General features: G+C 68.5%; 20 protein-coding genes. 3 read left to right on the top strand and 17 right to left on the bottom strand.

From position 1 onward, the window contains the following. Positions 1 to 34: 34 nt before the first annotated feature. Positions 35 to 1,339, bottom strand: a complete 1,305-nt coding sequence (locus tag ABDV68_RS04645) for an MFS family transporter (RefSeq protein ID WP_343518486.1) — start codon at positions 1,337 to 1,339, stop codon at positions 35 to 37. Further along, entirely contained in the window at positions 1,336 to 2,562 is a 1,227-nt protein-coding gene (locus ABDV68_RS04640) for a CoA transferase (protein ID WP_343518485.1), read from the bottom strand. Before ABDV68_RS04640 ends, ABDV68_RS04645 begins: the two co-directional genes overlap by 4 nt. 178 nt (positions 2,563 to 2,740) lie before the next feature. Here ABDV68_RS04640 and ABDV68_RS04635 point away from each other — a divergent pair, with 178 nt between their 5' ends. The 3 genes from ABDV68_RS04635 to ABDV68_RS04625 all read left to right on the top strand — a co-directional run bounded on the left by ABDV68_RS04635 (position 2,741) and on the right by ABDV68_RS04625 (position 9,343). Beyond that, positions 2,741 to 3,661 (top strand): LysR substrate-binding domain-containing protein, encoded by a 921-nt coding sequence (locus ABDV68_RS04635; RefSeq protein WP_343518484.1) that lies wholly within the window; start codon positions 2,741 to 2,743, stop codon positions 3,659 to 3,661. A 153-nt stretch (positions 3,662 to 3,814) separates the two neighbouring features. Then, positions 3,815 to 6,805, top strand: coding sequence for a TonB-dependent receptor plug domain-containing protein (locus ABDV68_RS04630; protein ID WP_343518483.1), 2,991 nt, complete (start codon positions 3,815 to 3,817; stop codon positions 6,803 to 6,805). A 42-nt stretch (positions 6,806 to 6,847) separates the two neighbouring features. Continuing rightward, positions 6,848 to 9,343: a penicillin acylase family protein gene (locus tag ABDV68_RS04625; protein WP_343518482.1), complete on the top strand. Its 2,496-nt coding sequence runs from the start codon at positions 6,848 to 6,850 to the stop codon at positions 9,341 to 9,343. A gap of 64 nt (positions 9,344 to 9,407) precedes the next feature. On the opposite strand, the gene ABDV68_RS04620 is transcribed toward ABDV68_RS04625, so the two are convergent. The 15 genes from ABDV68_RS04620 to ABDV68_RS04550 all read right to left on the bottom strand — a co-directional run. Further along, positions 9,408 to 10,163, bottom strand: a complete 756-nt coding sequence (locus tag ABDV68_RS04620; protein WP_343518481.1) for an AIM24 family protein — start codon at positions 10,161 to 10,163, stop codon at positions 9,408 to 9,410. Between the two features lie 21 nt (positions 10,164 to 10,184). Further along, positions 10,185 to 10,658: a hypothetical protein gene (locus ABDV68_RS04615; protein WP_343518480.1), complete on the bottom strand. Its 474-nt coding sequence runs from the start codon at positions 10,656 to 10,658 to the stop codon at positions 10,185 to 10,187. A gap of 70 nt (positions 10,659 to 10,728) precedes the next feature. Then, the gene (locus ABDV68_RS04610; protein WP_343518479.1) at positions 10,729 to 11,685 is read right to left on the bottom strand and encodes a toxic anion resistance protein; all 957 of its coding nucleotides are present in this window, start codon (positions 11,683 to 11,685) and stop codon (positions 10,729 to 10,731) included. Beyond that, positions 11,682 to 12,584 carry an HpcH/HpaI aldolase/citrate lyase family protein gene (locus ABDV68_RS04605; protein WP_343518478.1) on the bottom strand — a complete coding sequence of 301 codons (903 nt, stop codon included), beginning with the start codon at positions 12,582 to 12,584 and terminating at the stop codon, positions 11,682 to 11,684. The genes ABDV68_RS04610 and ABDV68_RS04605 overlap by 4 nt, the downstream gene beginning before the upstream one ends. After that, positions 12,581 to 13,705: a cysteine protease StiP family protein gene (locus tag ABDV68_RS04600; RefSeq protein ID WP_343518477.1), complete on the bottom strand. Its 1,125-nt coding sequence runs from the start codon at positions 13,703 to 13,705 to the stop codon at positions 12,581 to 12,583. The genes ABDV68_RS04605 and ABDV68_RS04600 overlap by 4 nt, the downstream gene beginning before the upstream one ends. Next, positions 13,705 to 14,445: a sucrose-6-phosphate hydrolase gene (locus ABDV68_RS04595; protein WP_343518476.1), complete on the bottom strand. Its 741-nt coding sequence runs from the start codon at positions 14,443 to 14,445 to the stop codon at positions 13,705 to 13,707. Before ABDV68_RS04595 ends, ABDV68_RS04600 begins: the two co-directional genes overlap by 1 nt. A gap of 3 nt (positions 14,446 to 14,448) precedes the next feature. Continuing rightward, positions 14,449 to 15,597 carry a phosphoribosyltransferase domain-containing protein gene (locus ABDV68_RS04590; protein WP_343518474.1) on the bottom strand — a complete coding sequence of 383 codons (1,149 nt, stop codon included), beginning with the start codon at positions 15,595 to 15,597 and terminating at the stop codon, positions 14,449 to 14,451. Positions 15,598 to 15,679: 82 nt separating this feature from the next. Then, entirely contained in the window at positions 15,680 to 16,798 is a 1,119-nt protein-coding gene (locus tag ABDV68_RS04585) for a serine protease (protein ID WP_343518473.1), read from the bottom strand. Then, positions 16,795 to 17,805, bottom strand: coding sequence for an ATP-grasp domain-containing protein (locus ABDV68_RS04580; protein WP_343518472.1), 1,011 nt, complete (start codon positions 17,803 to 17,805; stop codon positions 16,795 to 16,797). The genes ABDV68_RS04585 and ABDV68_RS04580 overlap by 4 nt, the downstream gene beginning before the upstream one ends. Before the next feature lie 36 nt (positions 17,806 to 17,841). Next, a complete protein-coding gene (locus tag ABDV68_RS04575) occupies positions 17,842 to 18,423 on the bottom strand; it encodes a TerD family protein (RefSeq protein WP_343518471.1) in 582 nt (193 codons plus the stop codon). Between the two features lie 76 nt (positions 18,424 to 18,499). Continuing rightward, positions 18,500 to 19,075, bottom strand: coding sequence for a TerD family protein (locus ABDV68_RS04570; protein WP_343518470.1), 576 nt, complete (start codon positions 19,073 to 19,075; stop codon positions 18,500 to 18,502). Positions 19,076 to 19,145: 70 nt separating this feature from the next. Continuing rightward, on the bottom strand, positions 19,146 to 20,201 hold the full coding sequence (locus ABDV68_RS04565; protein ID WP_343518469.1) for a DUF475 domain-containing protein: 1,056 nt from the start codon (positions 20,199 to 20,201) through the stop codon (positions 19,146 to 19,148). Between the two features lie 35 nt (positions 20,202 to 20,236). Then, a complete protein-coding gene (locus tag ABDV68_RS04560; RefSeq protein WP_343518468.1) occupies positions 20,237 to 21,415 on the bottom strand; it encodes a TerD family protein in 1,179 nt (392 codons plus the stop codon). A 65-nt stretch (positions 21,416 to 21,480) separates the two neighbouring features. Further along, on the bottom strand, positions 21,481 to 22,068 hold the full coding sequence (locus ABDV68_RS04555; protein WP_343518467.1) for a TerD family protein: 588 nt from the start codon (positions 22,066 to 22,068) through the stop codon (positions 21,481 to 21,483). A 239-nt stretch (positions 22,069 to 22,307) separates the two neighbouring features. Next, positions 22,308 to 22,583, bottom strand: a 276-nt coding sequence (locus ABDV68_RS04550) for a TolC family protein (RefSeq protein WP_343518466.1), incomplete at its 5' end; no start/stop codon positions are given.

Genomic DNA, 22,583 nt, shown 5'->3' with positions numbered 1-22,583 from the left:
CGTAGGCGCGCGAGCCGCGAGCGCCCGAACCTCGCTACAGCCGTCCCTCGCGGCTCGGCTCGGGCATGAGCAGCGCCGTCAGGAACGCCGTTCCCGCCGCGAACGCGACATACCAGTAGAAGGCGCTCTCGACGCCCATCTGCTTGCAGAGCAGCGCGACCCATTCCGCCGTCCCGCCGAAGATGGCGGCGGCGACGCTGTGCGCGAAGCCGACGCCGAGCGCGCGGATATGCGCCGGAAACAGCTCGGCTTTGAACAGTCCGCTGACCGAGGTGTAGAAGCTGAGGATCAGCAGCGCCGCCACGACCAGCGCGAACGCCGCGCCCGGCGTCGCGCCCGCGCCGGCGATCAGCGACAGCAGCGGCACCGCGCCGAGCGTCATCAGGCCCGAGAAGATCAGCAGGCAGGTGCGCCGCCCGATCGTGTCCGACAGCCGCCCGATGATCGGCTGCAGCAGCATGAACACCACCACCGCCGCGGTCATCACGCCGCTCGCCACCTGGGCGGTCATCCCGGCGGTGTTGACCAGGAATTTCTGCATATAGGTGGTGAAGGTATAGAGGCAGATCGCGCCGCTCGCGCTCAATGACACGACGAAGAACACCGACCTGGGGTGCGCGGCAAGCGCCCGGAAGGTGCCGGCATCGACGTCTGGCGTGCCGATCTCGCCGGTCTCGTGCATGTGCTTGCTGAACAGCAGCACGGTGAGCGCCAGCACCGCGCCGATCGCGAACGGCACGCGCCACGCCCAGGCCCGGATCGCCTCGTCGCCCAGCGTCTGCTGCAGCGCGACCAGCACCAGCAGCGCGCTGAGCTGCCCGCCGATCAGCGTGACAAACTGGAACGAGGCGATGAACCCTCGGCGGCCCTTCTTGGAGATCTCGCTGAGATAGGTCGCCGCCGCGCCATATTGCCCGCCGGTCGAGAAGCCCTGCACCAGCCGCGCGATCAGCAGCAGCGCGGGCGCGATCGCTCCGGCCTGCGCATAGGTCGGCAACGCCGCGATCATCAGCGAGCCGAAGCCCATCATCAGCACCGACAGCACCATTCCCGCACGCCGCCCCTTGCGGTCCGAGAAGCGGCCGAAGAACCATCCGCCGAGCGGCCGGATCAGGAAGCCCGCGGCATAGATGCCCGCGACGTTGAGCAGCTGCGCGGTCTGGTCGCCCGCCGGGAAAAAGGCCGAGGCGAAGTAGAGCGAGGTGAAGGCATAGACGTAGAAGTCGTACCATTCGATGAGATTGCCCGCGGAGCCCGCAACCACCGCGCGGATGCGCTGCGCGGGAGTCAGATGCTCGGTCGACGAGCTGGCGGCGGGGGTGGCCACGGCGGCGCTCATGCCGTTTCTCCCGCCACCGCGGCGGAACGGCCGGGGCCTGCGCCGGCAACGCCGGCGTGGATGAGGCTCTCGATTTCGCTTTCCTCCACCCCGCATTCGCGCAGCACGTCGCGCGTGTCATGACCCAGCGCGGCCGGCGGCGTATCGTCCACGCGCGCGATTCCGGCGAACTCCACGGGCTGCGGCAAGGTGCGGCAAATCTCGCCGGGATAGGACGAGCCCACATCGAAGAAACCGACATCGGCGAGGTGGGGATCGCTCAGCAGGTCGTCGAGCAGATTGACCTCCGCGCACGGCACGTCGCGCGCCGACAACGCCTCGATCCAGGCCGCGGTGCTCCGCGCGGGCAGTACCTGGGCGACGATGGCGTACAGGTCGTCGATGCGCGACTGTCGCATCCGCGCATCGACGAACCACGGCTCCTCGCACACGCCGCTGCGGTCGGCCTCGGCGAGGAACCGGCGCCACTGCTCCCCGGTATATGGCAGCACGGCGATCCATCCGTCGGCGGTGCGATACGGCCGCCGGTCGGGCGACATCACGCGCGGATAGCCGAGCGCGCCGTCGGTCGCGAACGTCGCACCGGCGAGGTGCTCGTTGAGCACGAACGAAGCGAGCGCCTCGAACATCGGAACCTCGACGCGGAACGGGCCGGGATGGCCGTTCCCGCGCGCGACGAGCGCCGCGAGGATGCCGTAGACCACGTGCAGCGCGGCGACCTTGTCGGCGAGGATCGTGGGCATGAACTGGGGCTCGCCGCCGCGCGCCGTGGAGAGCCCCGCGACCCCGCTCGCAGCCTGGATGATGTCGTCGAACGCCGGGCGATCGCGGTATCGTCCGCGCTGGCCGAACCCGATCGCCGCGCAATGCACGATGCGCGGGTTGGTGGCGGCGACGCGGTCATGGTCCAGGCCCAGCCGCGCGGCGGCATCGATGCGCATGTTGTGCAGCAGCACGTCGCTTCGCGCGATCAGCCGATCGAGCGCCGCCCGGCCGCGCGGTTGCTTGAGGTCGAGCGCAATCATGCGCTTGTTGCGGTTGTTGTTGACGAACAACGCGCCGCCGCTGCTGGCGCCGGGATGGGAGTCGCGCGCCACGTCGCCCGTCAGCGGTTCCACCTTGATCACCTCGGCACCGAGATCGGCCAGGATCTGGCCGGCGAGCGGTCCGAGCACGACCGCGCCGACCTCCACCACGCGAACGCCCTCGAGCAGCGGGATCACGCAGCCGCCTCCTGTCCGTATGTTGGGTCCTGCACGATCCTCACCCTGCGATCCTCTTTTTTTATTCGGCGCCAGCGTAGATGAAGCGGTCCGGCGCTCAATGTCCGCGATGATATGATTTGATGTCGCGCGGGGTGCGGGTTTGACGACCGCGCGGCCGGCGATAGTCTGCCGCGTCATGCATCAGCGCCTGACCCTTCCCCAGCTCGAGGCCTTTCTGCAGCTCGAGACCAGCGCCAGCTTCCGCGACGCCGCGCTCCAGCTCGGCGTGTCGCAGCCCGCGCTGAGCCGGACGATCCAGCAGATCGAGACGCGGCTGGGCGTGCGCCTGTTCGATCGCGACACCCGGCACGTGCGCCTGACCGCGGCGGGCGAGCAGTTGCGGCCGATCGCGGTCCGGCTGCTCAAGGACTATGAGGAGTCGTTCAGCGACTTCGAGGCCTATGTCGAGGGCCGCGCCGGCCGCGTGCGCATTGCCGCGCTGCCGTCGGTCGCGGCCACGTTGCTGCCCGGCGCCGTGCGGCGCTTCCGCCAGTCGCACCCCGGCATCACCGTCGACATCTGGGAAGATGTCGGCGCGCCGGTGCATCGCGTGGTCGAGGAGGGCGAAGCGGACATCGGCATCGCGCCGCCGCCCGCCGAGACCCGCGGCTTGAACTTCCGCGCGATCTATCAGGACGCGCTGGTGCTGGTGTGCCGTGGCGATGATCCGCTGGCGAAGTCGACGCGGCATGACTGGACCGTGTTCCGGGAGCGGCCGTTCATCGCCATGTCGCCGGACACGGGGTTGCGCAGCCTGATCGACCGGGCATTCGCTACGGCCGACGTGACGGTCGACCCGCTCTTCAACTGCAAGCAACCGGCGACCGCGGCTGCGCTGGTCGTGGCCGGACAAGGCATCACCGTACTGACGCGACTGACCATCGAGCAGATCCGCGCGCCCGAGCTGACCTGGTGCGCCCTCGACAGCCCCAAGGCATCGCGCCCGATCGGGCTGGTGACCTGCCCCGCGCGGTCGATGATGAGCCCGGCGCGCGACTTCATGCGCGACCTGGAGATCGAAGCGCGCGCGCTCGCGCTCGCCGCCGAAGGCAGCTGACCACCAGGCGTCGTTCCACGCGACGTTATGAATAGATCAGCTAAATGTCATTGCTGCTGCGGGCGGCTTGCGAACACTCTCCCCCAATCCGGTCATACAGGACGCCGGCAGATCACGGTCACGAGGCCGTGACGCACATGGGGAGGTCGAAAAATGCGCAACGACGCGAGCAGCCCGCGTTTGTCGAGGATCCTGGTGTCGGCGAGCCCGGCGGCGCTGGCGGCCGCAATGCTGATCGCCGCCCAGCCCGCCCTCGCGCAAACCGCGCCTCAGCCGCAGACCGCTCCGCAAAGCGCGCCCGAACGGCCGAGCGGACTGCCGCCCGCGGCGCGCCAGGCGGAAGCCGAGGCCGAGGCCGCGGCACAGGAATCCTCCGGCACGCCCGAAATCACCGTGACCGCGACCCGCGTCATCCGCGACGGCTATTCCGCGCCGACCCCGCTGACGGTGTTCGGCGAGGAGGATATCGAGCGCGCGGGCGAGGCGAACGTCTTCTCCGCCGCGGTCCAGCTTCCGTCGCTCGCGGGCAGCAACTCGACCTCCACCTTCGGCACGACGCAGAGCACCGGCACCGGCGGCCTCAGCACGCTCAACCTGCGTGGCCTCGGCACCAATCGCACGCTGACCCTGCTCGACGGCCAGCGCGTCGTCGGCGCGCTCAACATCGGCGTCACCGACGCCGGCGCCTTTCCGCAGGCGCTGGTCAAGCGCGTCGAGATCGTCACCGGCGGCGCCTCGGCATCCTGGGGTTCGGACGCGGTTGCGGGGGTCGTCAACTATGTGCTGGACCATGAATTCACGGGGGTGAAGGCGAACGTCAATGGCGGCATCACCACCTATGGCGACAACAAGCAGGGCATGTTCTCGCTGACCGTCGGCACCAAGTTCCTCAACGACCGTGCGCATCTCATCGTCAGCGGCGAGATCCAGCGTAACGAGGGCATTCCGCGCGGCATCGGCAAGCGCGACTGGTACGACGGCACGCGCATCCTGCAGCGGACGATCGCGGGCACGCCCGCCGGGGAGCCGCAATATCTCGTGCTGCCCAACGTGGTCGACATGCGCCTCGCCCCCGGCGGCCTGATCACCGCCGGCCCGCTGCGCGGAATCGCGTTCGGCCCGGGCGGCGCGCCGTACAATTTCCAGTACGGACCGATCGTCGCCAGCCCGAACATGTCCGGCGGCGACCAGAGCGGCGACGTCGGCAACAACTCGAACCTCGACGCCGAGCAGCAGCGCGACACGCTCTATGTGCGGCTCGCCTATGACTTGAGCGACAGCTTCACGCTCTACGGCACCTACAATTACGGCGCGGTGCGCACCCGCGCCCATTCCTATCCGGGCCAGTACCGCACCGGCACGCTGACGATCCAATGCGACAACGCCTTCCTGCCGCAGTCGGTCCGCACGGCGTGCGCCAACAACAGCATCACGAGCTTCCAGTACGGCAGCTTCATCGCCGATCTGCCCGACACGATCGCCGTGAACGAACGCAACATGGACCGTTTCGCGGTGGGGCTCGACGGCAAGTACAGCCTGTTCGGGCGCGACTTCACGCTGAGCGCCTATTACGCGCACGGCACGACCTATACCGAGAGCCGGATCCTCAACAACACGCTCAACAACCTGCTGTTCGCGGCGATCGATGCGGTTCCGGGGCCGAACGGCACCGTGGTGTGCCGCTCCGCCGCGGCGCGCGCGGCGGGCTGCGTGCCGCTCAACATCATCGGCACCGGGGTCGCATCGCAATCGGCGATCGACTGGATCTCGGGCGAGCCGTGGCTGCGCACCTGGCTGACCCAGGACGTCGCCGCGATCAGCACGTCCGGCGAGCCGTTCGACCTGTGGGCCGGTCCGGTGTCGATCGCGCTCGGCGCGGAGTACCGGCGCGAAGCCTTCGAGCAACAGGCCGATCCGCAGTCGATCGGCAATGCCGGAAATCCGCTGCTGTCGGCGGGCGGCAACAACTGGTTCACCGGCAATTTCCGGCCCGCGGCGGGCGACTTCCACGTGTGGGAAGCGTTCATCGAGACCGTGATCCCGCTGGTCGACAGCGACGCGCTGGGCAAGGCCGAGCTCAACCTCGCGGCGCGCGCGACCGACTATAGCCAGTCGGGCTATGTCACGACATGGAAGGTCGGCGGCACCTGGGACACGCCGCTCAAGGGCCTGCGCCTGCGCGGCCTGCAGTCGCGCGACATCCGCGCGCCGAACCTCAGCGAGCTGTTCCGCGCCCCGGCGAACCTCACCGGCACGGTGATCGACCGCTTCCCGCCCTTCGCCGGCCTCGACCAGACGATCAACCAGGCGACGCTGTCGAACCTCAATCTCGAGCCGGAGATCTCGCGCACGAAGCAGGTCGGCGTGGTCTACCAGCCCGAATGGTTCCCGGGCTTCAGCGCGTCGGTCGACTATTACGACATCAGCGTCACCGGCGCGATCGGCACGATCAGCGCGCAGCAGACGGTCGACCTCTGCTTCCTCGGCAATACCGACATCTGCGACTTCATCATCCGCAACCCCGCGGGCCAGATCACCGAGGTGCAGCTCGTCCCAGTCAACCTGGCCCAGACCAAGACGCGCGGGCTCGACATCGAGGCATCGTTCCGCAAGTCGCTCGGCGACCTCATCCCGGGGGCGGGCGGCACGATCACCCTGCGCGGCCTCGCGACGCACGTCTTCGAATATGAGACCTTCTCGGGCCTGCCCAACGCGATCCCGTCCGAGGTGTCGGGCCAGAACAGCGGCAACATCGCGAAATGGCGCGTCTACACGACCCAGTCATACAGCGACGACCGGCTGACGCTCAGCCTGACCCAGCGCTATGTCAGCCCGGGCGTGATCAACAATGCCTGGATCGAGTGCACCTCGAACTGCCCGGTGCCGACGATCAACAATCCCACGGTCAACAACAACCGGATCGAAGGCGCGCTCTATGTCGACCTTGGCGGCAGCTTCAAGCTGACCAACCCGGATCGCGGCTTCAAGAGCGAGATCTATTTCAAGATCGACAACCTCTTCAACGTCGATCCGCCGCTCGCCGCCAGCGCGGGCATCAACCCCTATCTGGTGCGCTCGATCAACTCGGCGCTCTACGACGTGCTCGGCCGCACCTTCCGCCTCGGCGCGCGCGTCTCGTTCTAACGGCACGGTGCGACGGGTGGTCGCCCAAACAGGGAGCTGGAAATGGGTTTGACCCGGATGACGCCGCTACTCGCCGCGGGCACCGCGCTCGTCATGCTGTCGAGTGTCCCCGCGCTCGCCGGCACCACGGGCGTGCAACGCAAGAAGGCGCCGGCAGCCGCCACCGCGCCGCGCCACGGTCAGGTCGTGATCAAGCGCGACCGCTACGGTGTCCCGAGCATCCATGCCGACGACGTCTACAGCCTCTACTACGGCTATGGCTATGCGCTCGCCGAGGACCGGCTGTTCCAGATCGAATCCACCAAGCGCGCCGCGCAGGGCCGCGCCGCCGCGGTGTTCGGGCCCGAGTTCGTCGAGAAGGACCGCGACACGCTGACCAATTTCGACCCGGACACGCTGCGCCCGCAGCTCGCGGCGTTGACGGGCGAGCACCGCCTGGTGCTCGACGGCATGGTGGCGGGGATCAACGCCCGCATCCGCGACGTGCTCGCCGACCAGGTCCGGCTGATGCCGAAGCAGTTCAACGATTTCGGCTTCCGGCCCGAGCCGTGGACCGATCTCGACATCGTCATGACGTGGATGGGCCACCTGCTCTTCGAATTCTCCGACTATACCTCGCAGATCTCCAACGCCGCGCTGCTCGCCGAGCTGACCGAGCAGCACGGCGCGGCGGATGCCAAGCGCATCTTCTCGACGCTGCGCTGGCGCGACGATCCGCAGGCGGCGCTGACCGTCCATGTGGAGGACCAGCAATCGGGCCGCGCCGGCACGCCCGGGCGCCCGTTCCGCCCGGTCGAGCTGTCGCAGCTCAAGCCGATCTCCCCCGCCGCCGTGGCCGAGGAGAAGCGCCAGTCGATCTCGCTGTGGCGCGGGACCGGCCCCGACAAGACGCCCTCGGCCAGCAACACCTGGCTGGTCAACAAGGAGCGGCTGGCGGATGCCGACGCGGTGATGGTCAGCGGCCCGCAGGTCGGCGACCAGGTGCCGAGCAAGATCTGGAGCGCCTCGCTGCACGGCGCAGGGCTGGAAGTCACCGGCCTCACCTATCCCGGCCTGCCCTATCTTCACTTCGGCACCAACGGCACGATCGCCTGGGGCCGCACCGCGCTCGCCGGCAGCATCCTCGACACCTTCCAGGAGCAGCTCAACCCGTCCAACCCGCACGAATATCGCTTCAACGGCCGCTGGACGCCGATGACGAAGCGCACGGTGCGGATCGAGGTCAAGGGCGCGGCGCCCGTCACCGCCGATCTCTTCTCGACCGTCCACGGGCCGGTCTTCGTCTATGACGCGAAGAACCGCACCGCCTATTCGAAGCGCCGTGCCTGGGCCGGGCGCGAGCTCGAGACCATGTTCGCCTATTACGACGAGATGAAGGCGAAGAACTTCACCCAATGGTCGGCGGCGATCGCGCGCAAGTCGAACAACCAGAGCCAATATTATGCCGATCGCAACGGCAATATCGGCTACATCCAGGCCGGCCGCTACCCGCTGCGCGCCAAGGGTACCGACATCCAGCTACCGACCCCGGGGACGGGCGAGCGCGAATGGACGGGCTTCCAGCCGGCTGAGGACAATGTCCGCCTGCTCAACCCCAAGCGCGGCTACATCGCCAACTGGAACAACCGGCCCTCGATCGACGTCGCCAACACCGATACCTTGCTCTGGTCGCGCCTGCATCGCGTCGATGCGATCACCAACCAGCTCGACGCCAAGCCCAGGCTGACCGCGTCCGAGGTGTGGGACATCAACCGCGACGCCTCCTACGCCGCCGAGCAGCACCGCTATTTCGTGCCGCTCATCGCGCGCGCCGTCGCCGGCGAGCCGGCGGGCAGCCGCATCCGCGCGATCGCCGATGCGATCACCGGCTGGGATGGCCAGGAGCGTGATCCGACTCTGTCGGGCCGCTACGCTTCGCCCGGCGTCGCCGCCTTCTACCAATGGATGGAGACGGCGCTGACGCGCTTCTTCGCGCGCGACATGCCCAAGGCGCAGCTCGGCGGCTGCGGATCGGGCGAAGCCGTGCTCAACTGTCCCTGGGGCGGGCCGCTCGGCGCGCAAGTGCTCTATTTCGCGCTGATGGAGGGCAAGGACGGCACGATGAAGCCGCCCTACGACTTCCTCCACGGCACCGCACCCGACGCGTTCATCCGCGCCTCGCTCGCCGATGCCGAGGCGAAGCTGCGCGAGCGCTATGGCGCCGACCCCGCCGGGTGGCTGCTGCCGACGCGCCCCAAGCGCTGGCGCAACGTCGCGCCCAGCGGCGTGCCGTGGAGCGGCGAGGACGAGCGCCTGACCTATGGCGTGAACCAGAAGCGCGGCACGATGAACGCGATGTACGTCTTCCGCGACGGCAAGGTCACGATGTGCGAGTCCGTCCCGCCCGGGCAGAGCGGTTTCGTCGCGCCCGACGGCACTCCCGACCCGCACACCCGCGACCAGTTCGACCTCTATACCAGCTTCGCCTGCAAGAACCGGCCGGTGACCGCGGCCGAGGTCGAAGCGAGCACCGTCACCCAGAAGAAGCTGTCGTTCTGACCGGTTCCGGAAGGGATGGTCGGCTATCGATCAAGCGAGCCGCCCTGGGCAGCGCGGCCGCGCGTCAGCTGACCTTCGCGGTGGGCATGATCCAGGCCGTACCGCGGCCGCGCAGCTTGTAGACGAAGCCCTCGCCGCTGCGCAGCGCACTGCGCAGTCCCTTGACCAGCGGCCCGATCGCGACATCGAGATCCGCCGAATACATCAGCATGAAATCCCCATCCACGGTGAGCTCCCGCGTGCCGTCGAGTTCGACGATATGGATTTCCTCGACCGGTACGGGCGCTTCCACCGCGAACACGCCGGCCCCGCTCATCTTGGGCTGCATCAGCCCGTTGCCGCCCAGTACCCCGGCGATCGTGCTGTGGCGATGCGTGGTCAGCGAGATGCCCGACGCGCAGGCGTAGAAGGCGCGGTCGTCGAGCAGCAGCGAGTCGCCGTCGATCTCGCCGATGATGAAGTTGCGCCGCCCCGGCTCGGTCCAGATCTCGCCATGGCCGGAGAATTTGGTGGCGAAGGCGGATTCTCCGGTCCCGGCAGAGGCCAGGGCGCGACCCAGAAAGCCGCGATCCTCATGCTGCTGGACCGACGATTCGATCTTGCCGTGCATATATTGCAGCGCACCCGGCTCGAGCAGGACCGACCCGCCGGTGAGCGTGATGCAGAGCTGGAAGATGTCGGTGCTCTCGGCGACATAGTGGATACCGCCCTCGGCGGTCGCGATGCCGCGCGTGATCAGGCGCTTTTCGATGAACCGATATTTCTCGATCTTGACGCCGTTGCTCTCCACCGCGTCTTCCAGCCTGCGAAACTCGGCCATCCGAAACCCCCGATGCGTCGCCTATCCGAACGGATTGTCCTGGTCGGAATAGCGCTCGTTGATGAAACGCGTGTTGTTCGTGAACGCGTCGATGTCGTGCATGGCGAGATTGCGCAGGATCTCGTCCACGCGCTCCTGCATCCGATCGAGGCTGGCGCAGAGCAGGAAGCTCGCGGACTTGCCGGTCTTGCGGAAGATTTCGCTGCGGTGCGCGGCGGGCACGTCGATATAGCTCTGGACCAGCTTGGGCAGGTGCGTCTCGCGCATCTGGCGCGCGTCGACCTGGCTGAAGCTCGGCACCTGCTCGCGTTCCATCGCCTTCTCGACCGACTCGATCGAGGCGAGGATGGCGGCGATCTTTTCCTTCGCTTTCTGCGGGATCCGCTCGTCGCCATAGTCGAACGATGGCGGCGGCGGCGCGGGCTGCGGCGGCGGACTCGCCGGCTCCGTCGCGCCCCCGCCCAACAGGCGACCGAGCCGTCGCAACATGCTCATGACCGCGCCTGCCTCTTCCGTCTCACATCCGCTCCATAGCCGCTCATCGCGCGCCTTCCAACCAGCCTGTTCAGCTGAGGCGGGACACGCGCGGGGGCGCGATCGAATCGACGTGCGCCGCGACCTTGGCCAGCGCCGCGCGCAAGGCGGCGGCCTGCTCCGCCGCGGTCGTCCCCTCGTGCGGCGGCGGCTGGTCGGCCAGCACCGATCCGCCCCGGAGCCCGCCGATCCGCTCCAGGATCGCCCGCTGATCCCCGAGCGCCGATGCCGCGGCGACGGCGGTGCGCAGCGCCGCGATCAGTACCGTCAGGGTCTGGTCGATCCCCTTCGCCAGGTCGAGATTCTGGCGCTGGATCATGGCCAGCATCGCTTCGCCCTGCCGGGAGACGGCCATCTGAGTCGTCAGGTCGGCATGCTGGCGGCGGACCGGGACGAGCACCTCGCTCTGCAAGCGCTGCGCCTTGGCGGGGTCGCTCGGGCCGAGATCCTTGACCAGCTTCTCGAGCCGCTCGCCGAGCGCGGCGCACAGCAGCACCGCCTCGCCCAATCCCGCGAACAGCGGTGCACCGGCGGCGCGAACCCCCTCGATCCGGATATTGTCCTGCAGCAGGATATCCCTGCCCGTCTTCATCGCGGTCAGCGCGGCTGCGATCTCGCTCTCCGCCGCGCGATAGCGGTCGAAATAGCTGGCAACCTGATCGCTCGCCCTGCGGCGCCCGAGAAAGCCGCGCGGCCGGAACGGATCGTCATCGCCTGGGTCGAGGCGGCGGAGAAGCAGACGCAGCGCGCCCAGATGCGCGTGGATCGACGCCATCGCCGCCTCGCGCTCGGTACCCGACGGCGCGGCGCGGTTGGCGTGGTCGGCCAGCCTGGCGGCTTCGCGGCTCCCGATCGCTGCGATGCGATCCGCCATCCCGTCGAATTCGGGGCTGTGCGCCGGCACCGCGACGAACGCACCCGCCAGCTCGCGGGCGGTCGCCCGGATGCGCGCAACGCTGGTTTCGTCGAGTGCCGGATCGCCGCTCATGCCACCATGATGTCGGGCTGCTGCTCGGGCCCGGCCACGCCATGGACCTGCGCGCGCTTGACCACCATTCCCGCCCAGGGCGCGTGGCAGGCCGGCTCGCACATGCTGCCGTTGCTGCCGAACACCGCGGGAGCGTCGTTGCTCAGGATCGCCCGCGCCTCGGCCATGTCCAGCGCGTCGGGACGATAGACCGAATGGATGATCGCCACCTGATCCGGATGGATCGCGGTCTTGGTCAGCAAGCCATGTTCGACATCCTGCTCGACCTCGCGGCGCAAGATCTCGGGCGACGAAAAATGCTCGAAGACCGGCGCGGCCACCGAAAAGCCGTTGGGCGCGAAGGTGCCGACGATGTCGCGAATGACGCTGCCGAGCGGACCGTCATACGCGGTGCGATAGCGCGACCGACGAAGGCCGAGCAGCCCCAATATGTCGTTGCCCCCGATGCGCACCGCCGACACGCGTTCGGCATAGGGCTTGAGCTGGTCGCACAGCCGCGCCAGCGCCAGCCGGTCGAAGGCGTCCTCGCCCTCGATCGTCGGCATGATGCGGTGCTCCTCGTGCATCAGCGCGGTCAGCCAGACCGGCAGCGACTGAGTCGTCACCTTGGGCAGCACGAAGCCCTCGATGCGGCCGATCCCTTCCAGCTGGAGCAGCTGGGTCAGCATCGCGAAGTTGCGCGGCCGCACATAGACCGACAGCGTCGCCGGGTGCTCGGCGAGGTCGAGCAGCAATTGCTGCAAGCGCGCCAAGGCAACCGGAACCTGGTCTTCCCGGACCGAATCCTCAAGGCACACGACCATCGACCGGAGGTCGTCGATCGCGCCGTGCGCGACGCCGGTCACCGACGGATTGGTGGCGGGGACGTAGAGCGTGGCACCCAGTTCGACAGCGCTCATTGCTGCATTCCTCCCAGATCCTTGATGATCGTGACGGCGCGATAGGTCTGCAGGTCGCGTTCGATGACCGGCACGCCGGCACTTTCCGCGAGCAGGCCGATATGCGCCACGGCGGGGTCGCTCCGCCGCTGCACATAGATGCGATCCGGCACTCTGCGAAGGACCGCGCGCGTGGCTTCGGCGATGCCCGGCTTGATGCGGTTGATATCACGAACCCCGCATTCGGCGGCAATCGTTTTTATCATCTTCTCCGACGCCTCGCGCGCCGCGGTCGCCAGCGCCGGCGACCAGCCCGGCGACGCCGGCTGCCAGTCCGCCGCATCCTCGATCGCCGCGAGATAGGCGCGGCTGACATCGCTCGCCGCATGCTCGGGCATGTACAGGCAGGCATGGAAATCGCCCGGCCCGACCAGTGCGGAATTGAGCACCGAGCGGCTGACCAGCCCGGACACGATGCCGTTGAGCAGCCCGCTCGGAATGGCATAGTCGTCGCAGGTCGCCGCGAGGTCCGCGCGCCCCGCCGGGTCCGCGATCACCGCGAGAAACGGCGCGAAGCCGCTCCGCCCGCTCGCCAGCGCGCCATCCAGCTCGCCGCGGATGCTGCCCTTGCCGGTCCAGCCGTCGACGAACACCGCATTCGCCGTCCCGTGCCGCGCGGCGATATAGGCGAGCGCCTGCGCGTCGATGCCGCGGCCTCGGATGATGCTGATCGAATAGTGCCAGGCGGTGACGCCCAGCCGCTGCAGCGCGCGCTTGAGCAGGATGCCGATCGGCGTCCCGGCCCGCGCCAGCGAGACGACGACGCAGCTCTCCGCGGTCTGCGGCCGCGCGCGGATCGCCCGCGCCAGCGCGGCGACGTCGTGCCGGACGCGCGGCGCGTTGGCCGCCAGCGTATCGGCATAGAGCCGCATATAGCGTTCGTCGGGCACGGCTTCGGGCGAGAGCATCTCCGAATAATGCCGCTCGCCCGACTGGATCAGCCGCTCCTTCTCGGCAAGATCGATCGGCGTGATCGCCTTGGGATTGAGCAGGAACACGACGTCGTCGGGCGCGTAGGAGCCGGAGAAGCTCCAGTCCTTCCCCGCCTCCGGCTTCGCACCCTGTTCGACTGCGGCGATCATCAGTCGATCCATCCGTTGCCGTCGGCGATCTGCGCCCAGAGCTGCGACCGCGTCGGCGCCATCGCGAAGTCGCAAAGATCCATGAAGCCGACGTCGGAGATGCTGTCGCCGATGCCGATGATCGGGCGGTCCGGCGCCTCTTCGCGCATCGCCGCGATCAGGTAGCGCGCGGCGTGACGCTTGCTCAGCCAGGGCGGCAGATAGGCGAGGTTGTTGCCGTTGCGGTGGCAGCGCCAGTCCGCGGGCAGCCGCGCCGCCAGCTCGTCCTGCAGGACGGCCAGCGCGGCGGCATCGCCCTGGTTGCTCTTGATGACGACGTAGAGGTCCAGCCCGTTCTCATCGACCACCCAATGCCGGAACCGGTCCGCCGGCAGGCCCTCGGTAACGGCGTGATAGACCTGGTCGACCGGAGCGGTCTCCCGCGCATGGCCGCTCAGCCGGTCGTGCCAGTCAAGGTCGAGCTCCCCGCCGGCGCCGAGGATGCACCCGCCGTTCGAGCAGATCGCCGGCGCCTGTCCGATCGTCACGCGCGCCAGCACCTCGCGTCCGCGCGCGGTCACCGGAATGACGTCGCCATTCTGGAGCCAGCGCAGGAACCGCTGCTGCAGGGGCGTCGCGAAGCCGCTGGGGCTGCCGTCGAGCAGCGTGCTCATCTGCAGCAGCCCCTCCACGCCCGGCGGACATTTGGGCAAGGTCTGGAACAGCGTGTCGTCGAGGTCGGTGAGGATGACCGGAGCCATGGATCAGCCCTCCGCCCGATAGCTGCAGGCGACGATCTCGACCGGCGCCGCCGATCCGAGCTCGGTCAACGCCGCCCGCGCCTCGGCGAGCTGGCCGCCGGGCCGCTCGGTCGCGATCACCACGCGATCGGGCGCATGGCCAAGCAGATTGTAGAGGAAGCAGGGCGCCTGGCTGCCGTAGCTGTCGCTGAACCGCGACACGCTCGCCATCGCCGCGCCGGGCAAGGCCGGGCTGCGCGTGATGCACTGGACCGCGGCGATGCCGCCCTGGCGCTCGATCTCCTCGGCGATCAGCAGGGCTTCGTAGCTGTGCTCGCCCTCGCCCAGCACCAGCACGCGTTCCCCTTCGCTCGCGACGACCGGGACGCGCGATGCCATCTCGGGGCTTCGCAGCCCTGTACGGCTGGCCATGCCCCCGGGCGGCGCGACACCAGCGGCATTGCTGCCCGGCGTCAGCACGGACGGCGGCGCGGCGGCATCGGCCGACCACCGCATGCGGCCGCTGACGATCGCCCGCGCGGCGCTGGGGACCGGCATCGCGGCGAGATAGGCCCGGTCGCTCCAGTCGGTGATGCAGCAGGTCTCGACCCGCTCGAGCAGCGGCATCGCCAGCCGCATCGCGGCCGCGGCGGCGACGAAGGTCTGGCCGGTCGAGCATTCGTCGTCGACGATCACCAGCGTCCGCGCCGCGGCCAGCGCCGTCCGGATCGCCGGATCGGCGACCTGAACCATATGCGAGGTCGCATGGCTGTGACCTTCCTCGAACCGCGCGACGATCTCCGAACCGGCGACGCGCTGGCGCGACGATTGCAGGTAGATCGCGTCGCGCTGCGGATTTCGCGCGCGCCACGCGGCGAAGCAGCCCTGGCCGAGCGCGGTCGCGGTCTCGGCCATGCCCAGGAACGCCACCGGATCCGGCACATCGGACGCGACCCGCTCCGCCAGAGCATCCATCGCCGCGCGCATCGCCGACGGGCGCGCGGGCAGATGCCGGCCGAGCACGCGCGACACGACCAGGAAGCCGCGGCGCGGATTGGCGCGCGCCGCGATGTCGCACAGCGCCGCGATATCGGCCTCGCCGTCGCCGAACAGCTCCAGCGTGCCGGTCGGCAACCTGGCCATCATGTCCGCGCGCGGGTGCAGGTCTTGCATGAACGGCTCGTATCGAAGGGGCCCACCGGCTGGCGGACGATGAAGAAAATGGGATCGGTGCGGGAAAGGCGCGCGGCCGATTTTAGGCGCTGACGACGATGCTGACAACCGACTCGCGCAGCCGCTGGACCACGCTGCGCCGGTTGTTGTCGGTCGACAGCGGCGTGCCGGGCGCTTCGATTCCGGAGGCCGCCAGCATCTCGTGCACCAGCGCCACCTTGACCCCGAAATTGACGTTCTCGCTGCTCGAGCCGCGCTCGCGCACATGCCCGTGCGCGAGCGAGGAGGTGACGATGCCGATCAGATTGCCGCATTCGTCGAGGATCGCGCCGCCCGATGATCCCGAGCCGATCGGCGCGGTGAACTGGAAGCGCGCGACATCGCCCTCCCACCCCTTCATGCCCGAGACATTGCCCGTCGACACCTTGAGGTCCTCGCCCAGCAGGTCCATCAGCGGATAGCCCGCGGCCAGGATCGCCTCGCCCAGCCAGATCGCGGCGACGTTGCGCAGCGGCAGCGGGGTGCCGGAGACCTTGCCCTGCAGGATCGCGAGATCGTGGAGCGGGTCGACCGCCAGCATCGTCAGCGCCTGCTTGCCGCGCCCCAGCTTGAAGTCGCTGCCGCCGTCGATCACATGCGCGTTGGTGACGACGATGCCGGGTGCGACGAGCACGCCGCTGCCCGAACCGAGCGGCGTGCCCGGCGGCGCCGAGCGGCGATCGCTGCCCTGCGAACCGGCGCCGCTGCCGCGCCGGCGCAGCGGGATCGCGTCCACCGCGAAATTGCGCGCGCGCGCGAACGCCTCGATGCCGAAGGTGAAGCCCTCATTGGCGACCTTCACGCGCCGTTCGCCGTTGCGCAGATAGGCTTCGGCGACGATCACCGCCGCGAGCTGGTCGGTCGGCGCCGGGAAGCTATAGCGCGCATCGCCGAACTCGACCGTCACCGGATAGCCGGTATTGACGAACCCGCCGTTCCGCTCGTCGATGATGAACAGCAATATCTCGGCATGCTCGCCCAGGTCGGCCATCGACGACAGATGCCATTGCCCGGCACCGTCGCCGCGCTCCAGCGCCTGGAACTCGCCGTCGCGCGACACGGCGACCACGCCGATGCGGTCGGCATCCGGTCCCTCGACCTGGATCCGGCACGGGACGTTGTCCCCGATGACGAGCCGTTCGCCGGGCTGCGTTGTCTTCATGCCGCCAAGTCTTGCACGACGGTGGCGAACGCCACTTCGGTGTCGATCGCGCTGCGGTCGATCGTGTCGGCGGTCAGCCGCCCGGTCAGCAGCCCGGCCCAGTCCGCGACCAGCCGGCAGCCGACCTGATCGGCATAGATCACGCCGCCCGCCGGCCGCGCGTTGATCTCGAGCAGCTTCCAGCTCCCGTCGATCGCCCGCCGGAACTGGGCGTTGACCAGCCCGTGCAGCTCGAACCGCCGGACGATCGCGGTCAGCGCCGGCTCGAGCGGATGCGCGGAAGCGATATGCTGATGACCGTTCGCCAGTTTGGTCCGCGCCGCATATTTGAGCAGCCGGCCGTGATCGGCGAGGATGTCGAACGAGATTTCGGGGCCGGGCAGGAACGCCATCGCCACGATCTCGTCGATCGGCCCCCGCGCTTCCTGCTCGCGCAGCGCGGCGAGATATTGCGCGGTCTGGATCTTGCGCCAGTCGGGCTGCTGAAGGTGCAGCATCGGGCTGACATCGTCGAGGCGCCAGAAGCCAAGGCCGTTGACGCCGTTGCGCGGCTTGACGCAGATGCCGGCGCCGTCGTCCGGCCATTGCGCGATCAGCGCTTCCAGGTCGGCGGCGCCGCGCACGAGATGGGTCGGAAGGTGATAATCCTCGTCCGCCACCACCTCGGCAAAGGTGTATTTGTCGTCGAGCAGCTGGAGCACCGCCGGCGATGCGGGCAGATGGACGCGGCACGGCAGATCGGCCGCGGCGAGCATCGCCCGGTGACGTGTCGGGACGAACAGATCGATCGCATGTGCCGCGATCGTCGCGCGCACCCACGCCAGATAGGCCTCCGGGTCGTGCCCCGCCTCCCCTTCCGCACCGCCGTCGACCCAGGTCGCGGTCGGCCCCGGATAGCGTGCGGACTTGGGCGATACGCTGACGAACACGTCGAGCGCCGGATCGGCGGCGCGCATCAGCCCCGCGATCGGCGCCAGCGAGAAGCCGCGGTTGAACCAGATCCGCACGGGTCGAGTCAGCCGGACCGGGGCGCGGCGCGCGAATCAGCCAAGGTTCACGCCCATCGCGCTGGCGAGACCCGACAGGCCGCTCGCCCAGCCCTCGCCGATCGCCTTGACCTTGATGTCGCCCTGCGGCCCGCGATAGAGCTCGACGAAGATCAGCGAAGTGTTGGTGCTGCCGTCTTCGGACAGGTCGAAGCGTGCCAGTTCCTTGCCGTCGGCGTCGTTGAGCACGCGGGCATAGGCGTTCGACACCGATCCGAAGTTCTGGCGGCGCTCCTGCCCCTCGTGGATCGTGACCGCGATCACCACCTTCTTGACGTCGGCGCCGAGCCGGCCGAAATCGACCTTGATCGTCTCGTCGTCGCCCGCGCCCTCGCCGGTGCGGTTGTCGCCGCCATAGACGACCGCGCCGTCGGGCGACGCCTTGTTGTTGTAGAAGATGAAATGGGCGTCGCTCAGCACCTTGTCGTTGCCGCCGACCACGAAGGCGGAGGCGTCGAGGTCGAACGCGGCGCCGTCGGTCAGGCGCACGTCCCAGCCGAGGCCGACGGTGACCGACGACAGGCCGGGGGCCTCCTTGCTCAGCGAGACGTTGCCGCCCTTGCTCAACGATACTGCCATGTCCGTTTCTTCTCCAGAATGCGGGACCGGAGCCCGCCCGGCGCGACCGGCGCCGGGCGAGCTCGGTCCTGCCGCATCAGCCGATGCTGACGCCGTAATGGCTCGCGAGCGGGCCGAGGCCGCCCTTGAAGCCCTGGCCGACCGCGCGGAACTTCCACTCGCCGGCGTTGCGATAGACTTCGCCGAGGATCATCGCGGTCTCGACCGACGCGTCTTCCGACAGGTCGTAGCGCACGATCTCGGTCCCGGTCTTGTTGTCGACCAGGCGGATGAAGGCGTTCGACACTTGGCCGAAGCTCTGGCCGCGGCTCTCGCCCTCGTGGATGGTCACCGCGATGGCGACCTTGTCGACATCGGCCGGCGTCTTGGAGAGCGTGATCTTGATCTGCTCGTCGTCGCCATCGCCCTCACCGGTGCGGTTGTCGCCCTGGTGGATCACGGCGCCGCCGACATCCTTGTTGTTGTAGAAGCAGAAGTCGGAGTCCGAGCGCACCTTGCCCGACGCGTTCAGCAGGAAGGCCGAGGCGTCGAGGTCGAAATCCTGGCCGTCGGTCGCACGGACGTCCCAGCCCAGGCCGACCATGATCTCGTCGAGACCGGGGGACTCCTTCGACAGGCTGACATTGCCACCTTTGGAGAGCGAGATCGCCATGAACTGCGTCCTTTCTGACTGGGAAATGGAGGGCCGGACCGCCCGGCCTCCAAGGTTGACCAAGAGTAGCTCAGGTTGTGGCTTCGGCTTCCTCCGCACCGTCCGGATTGGCCTTGTTCCAGCGCACCGATGACCAGAACGCGATGCCGATCAGGACCGCGCCGATCAGCCCGGTCACGACCTCCGGAATGTGCTGGAAGGTGTTGACGTACATGATCACCGCGAGCGCCAGGATCGCATAGAAGGCGCCGTGCTCGAGATAGCGATATTCCGAGAGCGTGCCCTGCTTGACCAGGAAGATCGTCATCGAGCGCACGAACATCGCGCCGATACCGAGGCCGATGGCGATGATGAACAGGTTGTTGGAGAGGGCGAACGCCCCGATCACGCCGTCGAACGAGAAGCTCGCGTCGAGCACCTCGAGATAGAGGAACGCGCCGAGCCCCGCCTTGGCCACCTGCCCGGTGGTCGCCACCGGCGCCTCGAGCACATGGTTGACGATCTCGACCCCGATGAAGGTCAGCAGGCCGGCGATCGCGGCGATGAAGAAGGTCAGCGCATCGGCGTCCGACAGCATCAGCGAGGTGAGATAGGTGCCGAGCAGCACGATGCCGATCGAGACCGCCTCGATGTCCGCGACCCTGGCGAGCGGGCGCTCGATCGCGGCGATCCAGTCCACCTCCTTGTCGGCGTCGAAGAAATATTTGAGGCCGACCATGCCGAGGAACGCGCCGCCGAAGCCCATCAGCCCGACATGCGCGCCGTTGAGGATCCGCTCATATTGCTCGGGATCGTTGATCGCCAGCTTGAGCGCCTCGACCGGCCCCAGGCTCGCGGCGATCATCACGATCACCAGCGGGAAGACGATGCGCATGCCGAACACCGCGATCGCGATGCCCCAGGTGAGGAAGCGCCGCTGCCAGACCGGATCCATGTCCTTGAGCACGGAGGCGTTGACCGCCGCGTTGTCGAACGACAGCGAGACCTCGAGCACCGCCAGCACCGCGCAGATCCACAGGATGCCGAGCGCGCCGTCGACCGTGCCGGTCAGCTCCCAGCCATACCAGCCGCCCAGCGCCAGGGCGACCACGGTAAAGATCAGCGAACCACCGAAATGCTTGAACATCAAATACGTCCTCCCCGCCTGCGCGGTCTGAATCCTCAGTCCTTCGACCCCGCCGCCCACCGCAGGAAGATGCCGATATCGTCGGCATATTCCTTCTGGTCGCGATAATAGATCATGTGCCGCTTCATCCGCAGGCTGCCGCCCTCATTGTCGAGCAGGGCGATCCCGCACAGCCGGCAATTGTCGCGCCCTTCGTCGAGCTGGACCTCGACCTCGGGCTGACCGGGGATGGTCATTCGAACCACGCCGTCGGTCTTGTTCCAGTTGGGCACGCCGTCATAGATCAGCGCGAACACCGCGATCCGCTTGATCCGGTCGAAGAACTTGCCGTTGACCCGGATCGTCTCGCCGGCCGAGACCGCGCCGGTGCGGTCGTCGCCCGACAGCGCGATCCACGGCTCGCGGTCATAGTCGCCGAACGAGCGGCCGAGCGCCTGGATCACGCCCTTGTAGCCGTCCTGCAGCTCGAACAGCACGCCGAGGTCGAGGTCGATATTCTTGGCCCCGCCGCCGAAGAAGCCGCGCTTCTGCCCGCTCGCCTGGCTCCAGTTGAGATTCAGCGTGATCTCGCCGAACGTGTCCCCGGTCTTCTTGAGGCTGACGCTCGGGCTCGATTTCTCGAGGGTGATCTTCTTGAGGCTGACCGGCGCGGCCGGAGCCGCCGGAGCAGGCGGCGGTGGCGGTGGCGGCGCGGGCGGCGGCGGAGGGGGCGCCGCGTCGGCGACCTCGCCCCCGAAATGCCCGATCAGGCTCGCCAGTCCGCCGGCGAAGCCCGCCGCGATCGTCCCCAGCTTCCAGCCCGAGCTGTGCCGGTAGAGCTCGACCATCATCACCGCCTTCTCGTTGGTGAGATGCTCGGCGACGTTGAACTCGGCCTTGCCCCCGTCGATCGAGATCGACAGCGGTCGCGCCTCGGCGATCGGGCGATCGTCGTGAGTCGCGGTGAACACGATGCGGTCGATGCTGGCCGGCAATGCGTCCAGATCGAGCGCGAAGCTCGCCTTGTCCGGGGACGAGGTCATGGCGATCGCGTTGCCCGGCGCCTGCGGGTTGGAGAAGAGCACGACATAGCGGTCGTCGCCGATCTTGCGCGCGGCGTCGAGGCCGAACGCCGCGATATCGACCCCGGCGAGGCCGAAGCGCACCGCCACCTCGCAGCGCGAACCGATGCCGAGATCCGCGAGTCCGCGCTTTTCGCCGCGTTGCAGCTGCATCCAGGACGTTCCTTAGCTTGCCGCGGCGCACGGGCCGCGAAGGGAGGTCGATGTCGGTGCGGTGATCAGATCAGGCGGCGGGACTGCTCGACGAGCTGCTCCACCTGGACGCCCTCGGCGCGCGCGCCGATCGCCTTGTAGACCCACTCGCCGCCGCTGCGCTTCAGCGAAGCGAGGATCAGGCCGGTATAGGAGCCGCTCTCGCTGATGTCGTAGCGCGCGAGCTCGCGGTTGCTGGTCAGGTCGATGACGCGGCCGAAGGCGTTGGCGACCTTGTCGAAGGTCTGGCCGCGAAAGCTGGTGACGGTGAGCACGAGCGTCTCCGCCGCGGCGGGCAAACGCGTCAGGTCGATCGCGATCGTCTCGTCGTCGCCATCGCCCTCGCCGGTGAGATTGTCGCCGCTGTGCCGGATCGAGCCGTCGTCGCTGGTCAGCTTGCGGAACCACACGGTGTCGACGACGCGGCCGTTCGCATCGAACACGATGCACGACGCATCGAGATCGATGCTCTCGTTGCCGCCGGCGAGCTTGGCGAAGAACCCCTTGGGCGCTGCCATGTCCCAGCCGACGCCGAGGGCGATGCGCGACAGGCCGCTCGGGCCCGCTTCCTTGGCCAGGCTGACGCTCGAATTCTTGCTCAGTGAGATAGCCACGAATCCACTCCCCCCGCGATCGGCAACCAGATCAGGGTGCCGTCATAGATAGCCCATAGCAGCCTGTCCACATGCACCCGGCGCACGCAACGGCTGCCGCAACTAGGCGTATCAGCGGTTTACGAAAGATTGATGGCATCGCGCACGGCGCGGGGATCGGCTCCGGCGGGGACCGGTGGCTCGCGGCCGGCGCGTACGCGAAACGGCGCCGGCGCATCCGCGCGCCGGCGCCGCCAGCTTCAGCCGGCGGCTTGCGCGCCCCAGCCGCCGCCGAGCGCCTTGAACAGGTCGATCTGCGCGTCGGCGATGCCCGCGTCGATCGCCGCGAGCTGCGCTTCCGCCTCGGCGAAGGTGCGCTCCGAATCGAGCAGGGCGAGGCTGTCGACCTGCCCCTCGCGCTGCTGGGCGCGGACGATGCGCGCGGCGCGCTCGGCGGCGTCGCGCGCGGCCTTGTGCGCGATGCGCCGTTCGAGCGCGCGGGGATAGGCGGAGAGCGCGGTCTCGGTGTCGTGCAG

This window comes from Sphingomonas sp. (genome assembly GCF_039595165.1).
Lineage (GTDB): Bacteria > Pseudomonadota > Alphaproteobacteria > Sphingomonadales > Sphingomonadaceae > Sphingomonas.
Note: the sequence above shows the minus strand (reverse complement) of the source record. Positions and strands in the feature narration are given on the sequence as shown.